Source organism: Streptomyces sp. NPDC059695 (genome assembly GCF_042733785.1).
Taxonomy (GTDB): Bacteria; Actinomycetota; Actinomycetes; order Streptomycetales; family Streptomycetaceae; genus Streptomyces.
The window spans coordinates 181,961-196,883 of the sequence record NZ_JBHWFF010000010.1; the positions used below are offsets into that span (position 1 = coordinate 181,961).

Below are 14,923 nucleotides of genomic sequence, written 5' to 3' on the forward strand. Positions count from 1 at the left end.
CGGTTGCTGGAAGCGTGAACGATTTCGGGTTCGAAGCGGTCAGGACGGTGGACGTCGTCGTCATAGGCGCCGGACAGGCGGGGCTCTCGGCCGCCTTCCATCTGCGGCGCACCGGCCTGGAGCCGGACCGGGACTTCGTCGTCCTGGACCACGCCCCCGAGCCCGGCGGCGCCTGGCAGTTCCGCTGGCCGTCCCTCACGTACGGCAAGGTCCACGGGATGCACGCGCTGCCCGGCATGGAGCTGACCGGCGCCGATCCCGGGCGGCCCTCCTCGGAGGTGATCGGCGCGTACTTCGACACGTACGAGCGGACCTTCGGCCTGCGGGTGCACCGGCCCGTGGACGTCACGGCCGTCCGGGAGGGCGAGGGCGGCCGGCTCCGGGTCGAGACCTCGGAAGGGGTGTACGAGGCCCGGGCCCTGATCAACGCCACGGGCACCTGGGACCGCCCCTTCTGGCCGCGCTACCCGGGGCAGGAGACCTTCCGGGGCCGCCAGCTGCACACGTCCGGGTACCCGGGGCCCGAGGAGTTCGCCGGGCAGCGGGTGCTCGTCGTGGGCGGCGGGGCCTCCGGCACCCAGCACCTCATGGAGATCGCGGAGGTCGCCGCGGGGACGACCTGGGTGACCCGGCGCGAGCCCGTCTGGCGTGAGGGCCCCTTCGGCGAGGCCGAGGGCCGCGCGGCCGTCGCGCTGGTCGAGGACCGGGTGCGGCGCGGGCTGCCGCCCCAGAGCGTCGTCTCGGTCACCGGGCTTCCGCTGAACGACGCGATCCGCTCGGCACGCGCGCGCGGGATCCTGGACCGGCTCCCGATGTTCGACCGGATCACCCCGACCGGGGTGGCCTGGGACGACGGCCGGACCGTCGACGTGGACGTCATCCTGTGGGCGACCGGCTTCCGGGCGGCGATCGACCACCTGACGCCCCTGCGGCTCCGGGAGCCGGGGGGCGGCATCCGGGTGGAGGGCACGCGCGCGGTGCGCGACGAGCGCGTCCACCTCGTCGGCTACGGGCCCTCGGCCTCGACGATCGGCGCCAACCGGGCCGGCCGCGCGGCCGTCTCCGACATCCGCCGCCTGCTGCGTCGCGAACCGGTGGCCGCCCCGGCCGGCTGAGCCGTCGGGTCAGCGCTTCTCGGCCGCCCGGTTGGCGTTGAACTCGGCCACGTTCGCCTGGTGGACCGCGTAGTCGGCCGTGAACCGGGTGTCCCCGGGGGCCACCGTGACGAAGTAGAGCCAGTCGCCGTCCGCCGGGCGGATCACCGCGTCCAGGGCCTCGTCCCCCGGATTCCCGATGGGCGTGGGCGGCAGGCCCTTGCGCGCGTACGTGTTGTACGGGCTCCCGGACTTCATGTCCGCGTGGCTCGTGTCGACGGTGGTGCGGCCGAGGCCGTAGTGGAGCGTCGAGTCCATCTGGAGCGGCATGCCCCGGGCGAGCCGGTTGTGGACGACGCGGGCCACCTTGGCCATGTCCTCGGGGTTGTCGGCCTCGGCCTGCACGATGCTGGCGGCGACGACCGTCTCGTACACGCTGAGTCCGTGCGCCCGTGCCCCCTCGGCGATCCGGGCCGTGCCGTAGTGCTTGCCCGCGGTGTCCGCCATGAAGCGCAGCAGCGCCTCCGGGGTGGTGGTGGAGAGCACCGGGTACGTCGCGGGGAACAGGTAGCCCTCGGGGTTGCCGCCGGCCGTGGCGGGCAGCGGGAGGACGCCGGGGGCCGTGGCGGTCCTCCGAGCGGTGCCGTCGGGCAGATGGAGTGCCCGGTCGACGGCCCGGTAGACCTGGCCGGCCCGCCAGCCCTCGGGGACGAGGAGGGTGCGGGGCTGCTCGGCGACCGGTTCGTCATGGGTGAGCAGCAGCGGGACGGCGACGCCGGCGGTCACGGTGAGGACGGCGCCGAGGAGCAGCGCGAGCCGGCCGCGCCGGGTGAGACGGCCGCGGCGGGGCGGCCGGGGCAGAGCGGGGCGGCGGGGACGGCGCGGGGGCGCGTACGGGGACGGCGGCCGGTACGTCATGGCCGCACGCTAACCCGGCCCGTGCGCGATTCCGGGGAACCTCGCACGCGGCGGCGCCGCCGGCCCCCTGGGACGGGGGACCGGCGGCGCCGTGCACTGCGATCGTCAGACGAGCCAGCCCAGGAAGTGGAGGACGCCGGCGAGCAGGTTGGTGATGACGTTCATGGTGGTGCTTCTCCTCATGCAGGTACATCAGTGGGACGGTGCGGTCGCGGTCTGCAGCCCGTCGCTCGCACTCCGTAATCTTCCGACGCCGCACGGGGGTCGGGCAACGAATCCCGGCACGATCACACGTTCTGGGGAACAACCGCTCCCACGTTCGCCTGTTCGGTACGGGCGTCCCGGCGGACGAGGTCCGCGTACCGCCCGTCCCGGGCGAGCAGTTCCTCGTGGGTCCCGCGCTCGGCGATCCCGCCCGCCTCCAGGACGACGATCTGGTCGGCGTGGCGGACGGTGGAGAGCCGGTGCGCGATGGTGACGGTGGTGCGGCCCGCCGAGAGGGCGTCGATGGCGCTCTGCACCGCCTGCTCGGTCCGGGTGTCGAGGGCGCTGGTCGCCTCGTCGAGGATCAGCACCGGCGGATCGCGCAGGATGGTGCGCGCGATCGCGAGGCGCTGCTTCTCCCCGCCCGAGAAGCGGTAGCCGCGCTCGCCGACGAGGGTGTCGTACCCGTCGGGGAGCGAGGCGATGTGGTCGTGGATCTGGGCGGCGCGGGCGGCGGCCTCGATCTCCTCGTCGGTGGCCTCCGGCTTCGCGAAGCGGAGGTTGTCGGCGACGGAGGCGTGGAAGAGGTACGTCTCCTGGGAGACGACGCCGACCGCGCGGGCGAGGGTGTCGAAGTCCAGGTCGCGCACGTCGACGCCGTCGAGGGTGACGCGGCCGGCGGTGACGTCGTACAGCCGGGGCACGAGATAGCTGAGGGTGGACTTGCCGGAGCCGGTGGGGCCGACGACGGCCAGGCTGCCGCCGGCGGGCACGGTCAGGTCGATGCCGTCCAGGGTCGGGCGGCTCTGCCCCTCGGGGTCGTAGTGGAAGGCGACCTTCTCGAAGGACACCTCGCCGCGGATCCGCGGCAGCCGGACCGGCTCCTCGGGCTCGGTGATGTCGACGGGCAGGTCGAGGTACTCGAAGATGCGCTGGAAGAGCGCGAGGGACGTCTGGACCTGAACGCCGGTGGAGAGCAGGCTCACGGCGGGCCGGAAGAGGCCCTGCTGGAGCGAGACGAAGGCGACGAGCGTGCCCAGCGAGATCTCGGAGCCGCCCGAGCCGAGGGCGATGCCGGCGGCCCAGTAGATCAGGGCGGGCATGGCGGCCATGACGATGCCGATGGTGGACATCCTCCACCGCCCGGCCATGGAGGAGCGCACTTCGAGGTCGACGAGGCGCTCGGACTCCTCGGCGAAGGATTTGGTCAGCGAGTCGGCGCGGCCCATCGTGCGGCCGAGCAGGATGCCGCTGACCGAGAGGGACTCGGTGACGGTCGCGGCCATGGCGGCCATCTGCTTCTGGCGCTGGGTGGTGATCTTCTTGCGCTCGCGGCCGACGCGCCGGCTGATCCAGACGAACACCGGCAGCAGGAGCAGCGAGACGAGGGTGAGGCGCCAGTCGAGGGCGAGCATGGCGACGACGGTGGCGACGACGGCGGTCAGGTTCGAGACGAGGGAGGTGGCCGTTGAGGTCACGGTCGCCTGCATGCCGCCGATGTCGTTGGCGATGCGGGACTGGACCTCGCCGGTACGCGTGCGCGTGAAGAAGGCCAGCGGCATCCGCTGGAGCTGCTCGTAGACCCCGGTGCGCAGGTCGTGCATGACGCGCTGGCCGACCGTGGTCGAGATGAGGGTCTGGAGCACGCCGAAGACGCTGGTCAGGACCGCGGTGGCGATCATGCCGAGGGCGAGCAGGCTGAGCAGCCCGGTCCGGCCCTGGGGGATGGCGACGTCGAGGATCTCCCGGAGGAGGAAGGGCGAGGCGACCGAGACGAGCGAGGCGGCGCCGACCAGGAGGCCGACGAGCGCGAGGCGCGCGCGGTAGGGGCGGAAGAGCCGCAGGATCCGCCGCACCTGGGCGGGCTCCTGGGGCTGGCCGGAGTCGCGGGGCGGAGGCGTCCAGTCGGACTGGTCGTGGGGGCGCATGGGCTCCTTCAAGGTGGACGATCGAACGGAGCATAGCTCACTGTTACCTACACTCACAATGAACCAGGTCCTGATATTGTTCCCGCATGAGCACCTCCGACCGCCCGAGCGACTCCGACCGGCCGAGCGGCACCGACCTCCCGGCCGGCACCGACCTCCCCGGCGGGACCGGCCGCCCGGGCGGCACCGACACCGACGGGCTCCTCGCCGAGCAACTGCTGCGCCTCACCCGGCGCCTGCACCGCATCCAGAAGCGCCACCTGGAGCCGGTCGGCATCACGCCCGCGCAGTCCCGCCTGCTGCGCATGGTCGCGCACTTCGGCGAGCCGCCCCGGATGGCCGACCTCGCGGCCCGCCTGGAGGTCGTCCCGAGGGCCGTGACCAGTCTCGTCGACGGCCTGGAGGCGGGCGACCGGGTCCGCCGCGTGCCCGACCCGAGCAACCGCCGGGTGGTGCGCATCGAGCTCACCGACACCGGCCGCGCCACGCTGCGCGAGCTGCGCAGCGCGCGCCGGGCCGCCGCAGAGGACATCCTTGCTCCATTGACCGTCGAACAGCGCGAGGTGCTCGAAGGTCTGCTGTCCGCCCTGGCCGACCCCGGCCCGGAGCGCGGCTGCTGACCCGGCGGGCCCGGGGACGCGCCGAAGGGGAGTCGTCAGATGCCGCTGCTCGAACCCGACCCGCGGGCCCTCCGTCCCGGTACGAAGCGGACCCCCGCCCCGGACCGCGTGCCGGAGCTCCAGGCCCGGGGCACGCCGCGGCGGCTGCGCGAGGAGCTCACCGAGCTCCTGGGGCCCGGAAAGGTCCTGTCGAAGATCTCCGACCTGGTGCGCTACGCCTCGGACGCGAGCCCGTACCGCTTCGTCCCCCAGGTCGTGGTGGTCGCCGAGGACATCGACGACATCTCCGCCGTCCTGTCGTACGCCCACGGCAAGGGCCGCGAGGTGGTCTTCCGGGCCGCCGGGACCAGCCTCAACGGGCAGGCCCAGGGCGAGGACATCCTGGTGGACGTGCGGCGTCACTGGGCGGGCGTCGAGGTCCTGGACGGCGGGGCGCGGGCCCGGATCCGACCCGGCACCACCGTGGTGCGGGCCAATGCCGCGCTCGCCCCGCACGGGCGGGTCCTGGGGCCCGATCCGGCCAGCGCGATCGCCTGCACGATCGGCGGGGTCGTCGCCAACAACGCCTCGGGCATGACGGCGGGCACCACCCGGAACTCGTACCGGACCGTCGCCTCCCTCACCGTCGTGCTGCCCAGCGGGACCGTGGTCGACACGGCGGACCCGGAGGCCGACGCGGAGCTCGCGCGCGCCGAGCCGAGGCTGTGCGCGGAGCTGACGGCGCTGAAGGCGGAGATCGAGGCGGACGCCGAGCTGACCGCCCGGATCCGCGCCAAGTACGCCATCAAGAACACCAACGGCTACCGGCTCGACGCCTTCCTCGACGGCGACACCCCGGTGCGGATCCTGCGCGGTCTGATGGTCGGCTCCGAGGGCACCTTCGGCTTCATCTCCGAGGTCGTCTTCGACACCGTGCCGCTGGACCGCGAGGTGTCCACGGCGCTGCTCTTCTTCCCCTCGCTGCCGGCCGCCGCCGCGGCCGTGCCCCTCTTCAACGGGGCCGGGGCGCTCGCCGTCGAGCTGATGGACGGCAACACCCTGCGGGCCTCGGTGAGCGTGGCGGGCGTGCCCGCGGACTGGGCGGAGCTGCCGAAGGAGACGGCGGCGCTCCTGGTCGAGTTCCGGGCCCCGGACACAGCGGCCCTGGAGGCGTACGAGCGGGCGGCCCGGTCGGTTCTCGACGGCCTCTCCACGGTCGCCCCGGTGGCGTCCGTGGAGAACGCCTTCACCCGCGACCCGAAGCGGATCTCCGGCTACTGGAAGGCCCGCAAGGCCTTCGTGACGGCCGTCGGCGGCTCCCGCCCCTCCGGTACGACCCTGATCACCGAGGACTTCGCGGTGCCGCCGGACCGCCTCGCGGAGGCCTGCGAGGCGCTCCTCGCCCTCCAGGACCGGCACGGCTTCGACGCCGCCGTGGCCGGCCACGCCGCCCACGGCAACCTCCACTTCCTGCTCGCCTTCGACGCGGCCGACCCCTCCGACGTCCAGCGGTACGCGGCGTTCATGGACGAGTTCTGCAAGCTGACCGTGGAGCGGTTCGACGGCTCGCTGAAGGCGGAGCACGCCACCGGCCGGAACATCGCGCCCTTCCTGGAGCTGGAGTGGGGGGCGAAGGCGACCGATCTGATGTGGCGGGTCAAGGAGGCCCTCGACCCCGCCGGTGTGCTGGCCCCCCGGATCGTCCTGGACCGCGACCCGCAGGCCCATCTGCGCGGCCTGAAGACGATCCCGGCCGTGGAGCGGATCGCCGACCCCTGCATCGAGTGCGGCTTCTGCGAACCGACGTGTCCCAGCCACGACCTGACGACCACTCCGCGCCAGCGGATCGTGCTGCGCCGGGAGATGATGCGCCAGTCCGACGGCTCCCCCGTCGAGGCCCGGCTCCTGGAGTCGTACGGGTACGACGCCGTCGACACCTGCGCCGGCGACTCCACCTGCAAGCTGGCCTGCCCGGTCGGGATCGACACGGGGGCGCTCATGAAGGAGTTCCGGCACGAGCGTCACTCGCCGCGCGAGGAGCGGATCGCCGCCCTGGCCGCGCGGAACTTCCGCGCGGTGGAGGCCTCCGCGCGGCTCGCGGTCGGCGCCGCGGACCGGATCGGCGACCGGGTCCTGGAATCGGTGACCGGCCTCGCCCGCCGGGCCGTCCGCCCGGACCTGGTTCCCGAGTGGCTGCCGGAGATCCCGGGCGCCGCGGCGCGGCGGCTGCCCCGGACCCACCGTCCCGCGGCCGCCGCCGTCTACTACCCGGCCTGCGTGAACCGGATCTTCGGCGGCCCGGACGGCGAGCCGGGGCCCTCGCTCCCGGAGGCCGTGGTCGCGGTGTCCGCGCGGGCCGGGCGCCCGGTGTGGATCCCCGACGACGTGGCCGGAACGTGCTGCGCGACGATCTGGCACTCCAAGGGGTACGCGCGGGGGAACGAGGTGATGGCGAACCGCATCGTCGAGGCGGCCTGGGGCTGGACGGCCGGCGGGAAGCTGCCGCTCGTGGTGGACGCCTCCTCGTGCACCCTCGGGATCGCGCACGAGGTGGTGCCGTACCTCACGGACGACAACCGTGAGCTGCACGCCGAACTGACCGTGCTCGACTCGCTGGTGTGGGCGGCGGACGAGCTGCTCCCCCGGCTGGAGGTGCGGCGCCGCGTCGCCTCGGCCGTGGTCCATCCGACGTGCTCCATGCGGCACCTGGGCGACGAGGACCGGCTCACCGCTCTCGCCGCCGCCTGCGCGGAGGAGGTCGTCGTCCCCGCCGACGCCGGCTGCTGCGCCTTCGCGGGCGACCGGGGCATGCTGCACCCGGAGCTGACGGCCTCGGCGACGGCCCGGGAGGCGGCCGAGGTCACGGCCCGGCCGTTCGACGTGCACCTCTCGGCCAATCGCATGTGCGAGATCGGGATGGACCGGGCGACGGGCCGGAGCTACGGGTCGGTGCTCCTCGCCCTGGAGCGCGCCACCCGCCCCTGACCGTCCTCGGGCGAGAACGCGCCATCCGGCCCCTGACCGTCCGTCAATCCGCGCGGTGCCCTGCTGCGGACAGGCCTCCTCACCCCTACGGTGAGGAGGCCTTCGTATGTTCGGGTGATCATCCGCGGCCGGTGCGGCCGGGCGGGCGAACCGGAACAGTACAGTCCAACCACCCGTCAGCAGGGAGGTTCCATGGACGACCAGACACCGCGCCCGCCGAGCCGTCGCACGGTCCTCAGGACCGGCGCGGGAGCGGCCGGTGCCGGGCTCGGCATCGCCGCCACGAGCGGGCGGACCGCCCAGGCCGCCGGAGGATCCGCCCCCGCCCGGGCGCCGGAGGCCCCGGCCGTGCCGAAGCGCCTCGGCGCCACCATGGCCGGGGTCCCGTTCGAGCGACGCTCCACGGTCCGGATCGCCCTCGTCGGACTCGGCAACCGCGGCGCCGGCATGATCGGCAACTTCCTCGCCCTCCCCTGGGTCCGGGTGGTCGCCGTCTGCGACCCGGTGCGCGAGAAGGCCGAGCGGGCCTCCGCGGCGGTCGTCGCCGCGGGACAGCCCGCCCCCGCGCTGTACACCCGCGACGAGGACGACTACGAGAACCTGTGCACCCGCACCGACGTCGACTTCGTGTACGTGGCGACCCCCTGGGACACCCACTTCGCGATCGCCCGGACCGCGATGCTGAACGGCAAGCACGTCGGCGTGGAATGCCCGGTCGCGATGGAGCTCGCCGAACTGTGGGACCTGGTCGACCTGTCGGAGCAGACCCGGCGCCACTGCATGCAGCTGGAGAACTGCTGCTACGGGCGGAACGAGATGCGGGTGCTGCGGATGGCGCACGCCGGGAAGTTCGGGGAGCTGCTGCACGGGGCGGGTGCGTACAACCACGACCTGCGCGGTCTGCTGTTCGATCCGAAGTACTACGAGGGGCCCTGGCGCCGTCTGTGGCACACCCGGCTGCGCGGGGACCTCTATCCGAACCACGGCTTCGGTCCGGTCGCCGGCTACATGGACGTCAACCGCGGCGACCGGGTGGTGAGCATCAGCAGCTTCGGCACCCCGTCGCTCGGGCTCGCCGAGTACCGGGCGGCGCACATGCCGCCCGGTGACCCGAGCTGGAAGGAGACGTACGTCGAGAGCGACCGGACGATCAGCATGGTCCGGACCGCCAAGGGCCGGCTGATCCGCCTGGAGCACGACGTCTCCACCCCGCACCCGTACAGCAGGATCAACAGCCTCGGCGGCACGCGCGGGGTCTTCGAGGACTACCCGGCCCGGATCTACCTGGAGCCGGACCACAAGGACGACGTGTGGGGCGACTTCTCGGCGTACGCCGCCGAGTTCGACCACTGGCTGTGGAAGGAGCACGCCAACCCGCCGGGCGGCCACGGCGGCATGGACTACATCATGGTCTTCCGCCTGATGCAGTGCCTCCAGCTGGGCCTGCCGCCGGACTTCGACGTGTACGACGCCGCCACCTGGACGGCGCCGGTGCCGCTCAGCCACGCCTCGATCAAGGCCGACGGCGCGGCGCAGGAGATCCCCGACTTCACGCGCGGCGAGTGGCGGAAGGCCCGGTCGGGCGTGGACTCGGCGAAGCCCGCCTGACGACCGCCGCCCGGTGCCCGGCCCCCCGTGCTTCCCGGAGGGCCGGGCACCGGGCCGTTCAGCAGCGCCGCAGGTCCTGGGTGACCGTGCCCTGGACGGTCGTCAGGGACCGGTCGTAGCAGCCCGCGGAGCCGTACAGCCGGTAGCGCTCGCCCGTGGTGCCGACCGCGTGCCGCTGGTCGCGGGGCACCCCCGTGGTGTACGTGGCGTCCCCGGTGTACGTGTCGTCGAGCCGCGACCAGGAGAGCCGCCGGCCGTCGCGCAGGACGACGGTGTCGGCGCGGTCCCCGAGGGTGAGGACGGTCCGCAGCCGGTCGCCGGCGCCGATCGTGGTCTCGCCGTCCATGGTGTACGAGCGGTCGGTGCGGGTGACGGTCCGGCCGCTGGTCACGGTCTCCCGGTCGGTCCAGCGGGCGGTGAGCGCGTCCGGGTTCTCGTCCTGTCCCCAGCGGTGGACGATGTCGCTGGTGACGGTCCTGCTCACGGTGGTGTCGACCCGGCCGTGCGAGGTGTTCAGGTGCCCGGCGACGGTGAGCCGGTGGTGCGCGTCCGTTTCGACGCGCTGCGGCGAACCCGGGCTGTGGACCGAGGAGTTGGAGGGGGCGGTCTCCTCGTGGCGGTCGAGTCCGCCGGTGACGACCCGGCTGCCCTCGTCCTGCCAGAGCAGCACGTTGGCGGGGACCGACCAGCCGCTCAGACCGGCCGGGACCCCGGCGACCGAGACCTCCACGCGGTGGGCGTTCCCGTCGTTGAGGAGGGCGGCGAAGGGCGTCAGGTCGTAGACGACCGGCTGGACGTCGAAGGCGCGCGGCCCGGGGGTGACGTACCAGAGGAAGGGGTTGGACCAGCCGCCCGTCCAGACCGTCGGGAAGGGCGCGGCGATGCCCGCGAGCCGGCCGTCGACCGAGACCCGGACCTCGCGGTGGGGCCCGTCGGTCGCCCGGCAGGAGTAGGGGGCGGTGTCCGGGACGGAGAGGTACCAGTACTCCTCGCAGCCGCCGCCGGAGCCGGTGGCGTACACCTCGGCGAGGACGCGTTCGGTGTTGCGCGGGGTGGTGAGGGTGTCGCCGGTGAGCGGGAGGACCCGGTCGGGGGTGCCGGCGGCGGGCTTCACCGGGCCCCGGGCGGTGTGGAAGGCGAGGGTGACGCGGACGTCGATGACACCGGTGTACGTCTCGTTCACGACGTTGCCGATGAGCATCTCGACGGGCTGCGGGCGGCTGAGGGTGTCGCGGTAGCGGGTGACGTCCTTCTCGACCGACCAGGCGATGCCGTCGGGCGAGGGCTGGGGCGTGGAGGTGCGGAGGATCTCCACGCCGCCGACGGAGAGGTGGCCGAGCCGGTCGTACTGGCGGCCCTTCACCTTTCCCTCCAGCCGCAGGACGACCTTGTTCCAGCGGGTGCCGCACTCCTTCGGCGGGGTGTAGTCCCCCCGGTAGGGGGTGAAGTCGCGGAACTGGGCGGCGGCGAGGGTGACCTCGCAGCTGCGGGTTCCGGGGGTGTCGACGGGCGGGGCGGCGGTGACGGGGTCGTGCCAGTCGCTGGTGAACTCGGCGGGTGGCGTCGGGCCGTTCGGACCGTCGGCGGCGGCCGGGTGCGCGGTGAAGAGCGCTCCGGCGGCGAGCACCAGGGCGCCGATCACGCTCGTGATCTTGAGTGATCCCATGGGCCGGAAGTGAAGCGCGGTCGTGGGGCGCGGTCCAGAGGACGATGAGCGGACATGGCGCGATCTGTTCCCCCGTGGGGAAAATCGATTGCCGCGCCGCGGCGGAAAAGCGAACCTTGCACGGTTTCCCCCTCGTCCTCGGACACCGCCGTCGCACACCACCGGCGCGCGCTCCCCCGAACAGACCCGGAGATCCTGGGCAGCCATGCAGATTCGAGATCTTCCCTACGCCGACCCCGGGGTCCCCGATGTCCGTTCGGGCACGCGGTTCCTGCTCTGGCTCGGCCGTCAACAGCTCGCCGGGCAGGTGAAGTCCCTGCTGTGGGGGCTGCTGCACCATCTCGGCATCGCCGGTCTGCCGCTCGGCGTCGGCCTCGCCGTCCAGGCGGTCGTGGACCGCGACGGCGGGCGGCTGGCGCTCGCCGGGGTCCTGCTCGTGGTCCTCGGGTCCGCGATCGCCGCCGGTGACGTGATGCTCCACCGGACCGCCGTCACCAACTGGATCACCGCGGCCGCCCGGGTGCAGCAGCTCCTCTCCCGCAAGACCGCCGAGCTCGGATCCGTCCTGACCCGGCGGGTCGCCGCCGGCGAGGTGGTCGCCGTCTCGACGGGTGACGTCGAGCGGATCGGATGGTTCGTCGAGGCGCTGTCCCGGTTCGCCGCGGCGGCCGTCACCCTGCTGATCATCTGCGTGGGCCTCGTCGTCTACCAGCCGGCCCTCGGGGTCGTCGTCGCCGCCGGCATCCCGGTCCTCGCGCTCGCCGTGCTGCCGCTGCTCCCCCGCGCGACCCGCCGGGCGGACGTCCAGCGGGAGAAGGCGGGCCGGGCCACCGAGCTGGCCTCGGACACGGTCGCCGGGCTCCGGGTGCTGCGCGGCATCGGCGGCGAGGAGCTGTTCCTCGGACGCTACCGGGCCGCGTCCCAGGAGGTCCGCCGGGCCGCCGTGCACAGCGCGCGGATGTGGGCGCTGATCGCCGCGCTCCAGGTCGTGCTGCCGGGCCTGCTGCTCATCGCGGTGGTGGCGTACGGGACGAGGCTCGCGCTCGACGGGCGGATCCAGGTCGGTGAACTGGTCACGGTCTACAGCGCGGTGGCCCTCACCCATCACGCGCTGCGCAACTTCGAGGAGATCGCCCAGGCCTTCTCCTTCTCACGGCCGTCCGCGAAGCGCGCGGCCCGGGTGCTGGCACTGGCCCGCACGACGACCCCGGTCCCGGAGGTCCGCGAGCGCGCGGAGCCGGGGGCGGGTGGCGACCTGTACGACCCGCTGACCGGGCTGCGCGCCCCCGCCGGCGTCTTCACGGCCGTGGTCTGCGGCGATCCCGACGTCGCCGGGCGGCTCGCCGACCGGCTCGGCGGGCACCCGGCCGAGGCGGAGCCGGGCCACACCTCGGTGCTCCTCGGCGGGGTCCCGCTCGACGAGCTGCCGCTGACGGACGCCCGCACCGTCGTCCTCGTCCAGGACAAGGAGCCGGTCCTGCTCTCGGGCACCCTCCGCGAACTGCTGGACGTGCCCGCGTCGGGCGCGGTCGGGGCCGGGGAGGCGCTCGCCGCCGCCCGGTGCGAGGACGTCCTCGACGCCCTCGCGCAGGCCTCGGTCGACTCCGGCGGCGACCCGATGCGCACCCGCATCACCGAGCGGGGCCGCTCGCTCTCCGGCGGCCAGCGCCAGCGGCTCGCGCTGGCCCGGTCCCTGGTCGCCGACCCGGAGGTGCTCGTGCTCGACGAGCCGACCTCGGCGGTCGACGCGCACACGGAGGCGGCCGTCGCCGCCGGGATCGCGGAGCTGCGCGGGGGCAGGACCACGGTGGTCCTCGCCTCCTCGCCGCTGCTCCTGGACCGCGCCGACCGGGTCGTCCTGGTCGACGGGGGCCAGGCGGTCGCCGTCGGCACCCACCGCGAGCTGCTCGCCGGCGAGCCCCGCTACCGCGCGGTGGTCACCCGCGAGACGGACGAGGAGCTCGCCACGGCCGGCGGCCGCGCCGGCGCACTCGAAGCACGGGAAGGGGAATCGGCATGATCGGCCTGGCGCCTCCGGCGTACGACCCGGCGGCCCCGAGGACGGCGACGACACTGCCCGTCGCCGGGTCCGCCACCGTCCGCCGCTACGTCCGCGAGCTGCTGAGGCGGCACCGCAGGGCGTTCGTGCTGCTCATCGGGGTGAACGCGGTCGCCGTGACCGCCTCGATGGCCGGCCCGTACCTGCTCGGGTCGGTGGTGGACGGCCTCGCGGACGGGGCCCGGGACCTCCGTCTGGAGCGCACGGTCGCGCTGTTCGCGGGCGCGCTGCTCGTCCAGACCGTGTTCACCCGGCTCGTCCGGCTGCGCGGGGCGATGCTCGGCGAGGAGATGCTCGCGGATCTGCGCGAGGACTTCCTGGTGCGCGCGGTCGGGCTGCCGCCCGGCGTCCTGGAGCGGGCCGGGACGGGCGATCTGCTCTCCCGGATCACCACCGACGTCGACCGGCTCGCGAACGCGATGCGCGAGGCCGTGCCGCAGCTGGCCATCGGCGTCGTCTGGGCGGGGCTGCTCCTCGGCGGCCTGGCGCTGACCGCGCCGCCGCTCGCGCTCGCCGCGCTGCTCGCGGCTCCGGTGCTGATCGTGGGCGGCCGGTGGTACTTCAAGCGGGCGCCGTCCGCGTACCGCTCGGAGTCCGCGGGGTACGCGGCGGTGGCGGCGGCCCTCGCCGAGACGGTCGACGCGGGCCGTACGGTCGAGGCGCACCGCCTCGGCGCGCGGCGGATCGCGCTGTCGGACCGGCGGATCTCCGAGTGGGTCGCGTGGGAGAGGTACACGCTCTTCCTGCGCTCGGTGCTCTTCCCGGTCGTCAACCTGACCCATACGACGGTGCTGTGCGCGGTCCTCCTGCTCGGCGGGGTGTTCGTGCTCCAGGGCTGGATCGACGTCGGGCAGCTGACGACGGGCGCGCTGCTGTCGCAGATGCTCGTGGACCCGATCGGGATCGTGCTGCGCTGGTACGACGAACTCCAGGTCGCGCAGGTGTCGCTGGCCCGCCTCGTCGGCGTCCGGGACATCGAGCCCGAAGCGGGCGACCGGGAGGTGCGGCCGGAGGGCCGCGCGGTGCGGGCGGACGAGGTCCGGTTCGGCTACCGCGAAGGGGCCGACGTGCTGCACGAGGTGTCCCTCGACGTGGCGCCGGGCACCCGTCTCGCCCTGGTCGGCCCGTCCGGCGCGGGCAAGTCCACCCTGGGGCGGCTCCTCGCGGGGATCTACGCCCCGAGGACGGGGTCGGTCACGCTCGGCGCAGCCGAGCTGGCCCGGATGCCCGCCGAGCGGGTCCGCGAGCACGTGGCCCTGGTCAACCAGGAGCACCACGTCTTCGTGGGGTCCCTCCGCGACAATCTGCTCCTCGCCAGGAGCGGGGCGTCGGACACCGATCTGTGGGCGGCGCTCGCCTCCGTGGACGCGGAGGTCTGGGCCCGGGCTCTCGACGAGGGCCTGGACACCGAGGTCGGCTCGGGCGGCCGGTCCCTGACCCCGGCGCAGGCCCAGCAGATCGCGCTGGCCCGCCTCGTCCTCGCGGACCCGCACACCCTGGTCCTCGACGAGGCGACCTCGCTGCTCGACCCGCGTGCGGCCCGGCACCTGGAGCGCTCGCTCGGCCGGGTCCTGGAGGGCCGCACCGTCGTGGCCATCGCGCACCGGCTGCACACCGCGCACGACGCCGATCTGATCGCGGTGGTCGAGGCGGGCCGGATCACCGAGCTCGGCAGCCACGAGGAGCTGGTGGCGGCGGAGGGCGCGTACGCGGCCCTGTGGCGGTCCTGGCACGGCTGACCGGTCGGGCGTGGGAGCGGGACCGGGGGGGGGGGGGGGGGGGCGCGCGCGGCCGCGCGCCCGGCGGAGTCACGGGATCGACGCGAGGAGCGCGCGGGCCACGGGGCTGGCAGGCGCCCGGCA

The 14,923-nt window shown here is 74.2% G+C and carries 9 protein-coding genes; 6 read left to right on the forward strand and 3 right to left on the reverse strand.

Annotated features, from left to right (window positions below):
- The first annotated feature begins 14 nt into the window (after positions 1-14).
- Positions 15-1,115, forward strand: coding sequence for an NAD(P)-binding domain-containing protein (locus ACFV2S_RS15265; protein ID WP_385558189.1), 1,101 nt, complete (start codon positions 15-17; stop codon positions 1,113-1,115).
- Positions 1,116-1,124: 9 nt separating this feature from the next.
- Here ACFV2S_RS15265 and mltG read toward each other — a convergent pair whose 3' ends face one another.
- Positions 1,125-2,012 (reverse strand): endolytic transglycosylase MltG, encoded by an 888-nt coding sequence (gene mltG, locus ACFV2S_RS15270; RefSeq protein ID WP_385558192.1) that lies wholly within the window; start codon positions 2,010-2,012, stop codon positions 1,125-1,127.
- Positions 2,013-2,299: 287 nt separating this feature from the next.
- Entirely contained in the window at positions 2,300-4,144 is a 1,845-nt protein-coding gene (locus ACFV2S_RS15275; protein ID WP_385558195.1) for an ABC transporter ATP-binding protein, read from the reverse strand.
- 86 nt (positions 4,145-4,230) lie between these two features.
- On the opposite strand from ACFV2S_RS15275, the gene ACFV2S_RS15280 reads away from it, so the two are divergent.
- The 3 genes from ACFV2S_RS15280 (at position 4,231) to ACFV2S_RS15290 (ending at position 9,336) form a co-directional block, all read left to right on the forward strand.
- The gene (locus tag ACFV2S_RS15280) at positions 4,231-4,764 is read left to right on the forward strand and encodes a MarR family winged helix-turn-helix transcriptional regulator (RefSeq protein WP_385558198.1); all 534 of its coding nucleotides are present in this window, start codon (positions 4,231-4,233) and stop codon (positions 4,762-4,764) included.
- 39 nt (positions 4,765-4,803) lie between these two features.
- Positions 4,804-7,728, forward strand: coding sequence for an FAD-binding and (Fe-S)-binding domain-containing protein (locus ACFV2S_RS15285; protein WP_385558201.1), 2,925 nt, complete (start codon positions 4,804-4,806; stop codon positions 7,726-7,728).
- A gap of 192 nt (positions 7,729-7,920) precedes the next feature.
- On the forward strand, positions 7,921-9,336 hold the full coding sequence (locus ACFV2S_RS15290; RefSeq protein WP_385558203.1) for a Gfo/Idh/MocA family protein: 1,416 nt from the start codon (positions 7,921-7,923) through the stop codon (positions 9,334-9,336).
- A gap of 58 nt (positions 9,337-9,394) precedes the next feature.
- Here the strand turns inward: ACFV2S_RS15290 and ACFV2S_RS15295 are convergent, their stop codons facing one another.
- Positions 9,395-11,002 carry a peptide-N4-asparagine amidase gene (locus tag ACFV2S_RS15295; RefSeq protein WP_385558206.1) on the reverse strand — a complete coding sequence of 536 codons (1,608 nt, stop codon included), beginning with the start codon at positions 11,000-11,002 and terminating at the stop codon, positions 9,395-9,397.
- 205 nt (positions 11,003-11,207) lie between these two features.
- Between ACFV2S_RS15295 and ACFV2S_RS15300 the strand changes: the two genes are divergently transcribed.
- Together ACFV2S_RS15300 and ACFV2S_RS15305 are read left to right on the forward strand one after the other, a co-directional pair.
- Positions 11,208-13,022, forward strand: a complete 1,815-nt coding sequence (locus tag ACFV2S_RS15300; protein ID WP_385558209.1) for an ABC transporter transmembrane domain-containing protein — start codon at positions 11,208-11,210, stop codon at positions 13,020-13,022.
- Complete coding sequence (locus ACFV2S_RS15305) at positions 13,019-14,800, forward strand: ABC transporter ATP-binding protein (protein ID WP_385558212.1); 1,782 nt, start codon at positions 13,019-13,021, stop codon at positions 14,798-14,800. The genes ACFV2S_RS15300 and ACFV2S_RS15305 overlap by 4 nt, the downstream gene beginning before the upstream one ends.
- Positions 14,801-14,923: the final 123 nt, after the last annotated feature.

Excerpts from the sequence above, each read along its gene's own strand:
- ACFV2S_RS15305 (WP_385558212.1), top strand. The coding sequence starts at position 13,019 with ATGATCGGCCTGGCGCCTCCGGCGTACGACCCGGCGGCCCCGAGGACG.
- ACFV2S_RS15290 (WP_385558203.1), top strand. The coding sequence starts at position 7,921 with ATGGACGACCAGACACCGCGCCCGCCGAGCCGTCGCACGGTCCTCAGG.
- mltG (WP_385558192.1), bottom strand. The coding sequence starts at position 2,012 with ATGACGTACCGGCCGCCGTCCCCGTACGCGCCCCCGCGCCGTCCCCGC.
- ACFV2S_RS15285 (WP_385558201.1), top strand. The coding sequence starts at position 4,804 with ATGCCGCTGCTCGAACCCGACCCGCGGGCCCTCCGTCCCGGTACGAAG.
- ACFV2S_RS15300 (WP_385558209.1), top strand. The coding sequence starts at position 11,208 with ATGCAGATTCGAGATCTTCCCTACGCCGACCCCGGGGTCCCCGATGTC.
- ACFV2S_RS15295 (WP_385558206.1), bottom strand. The coding sequence starts at position 11,002 with ATGGGATCACTCAAGATCACGAGCGTGATCGGCGCCCTGGTGCTCGCC.
- ACFV2S_RS15275 (WP_385558195.1), bottom strand. The coding sequence starts at position 4,144 with ATGCGCCCCCACGACCAGTCCGACTGGACGCCTCCGCCCCGCGACTCC.
- ACFV2S_RS15280 (WP_385558198.1), top strand. The coding sequence starts at position 4,231 with ATGAGCACCTCCGACCGCCCGAGCGACTCCGACCGGCCGAGCGGCACC.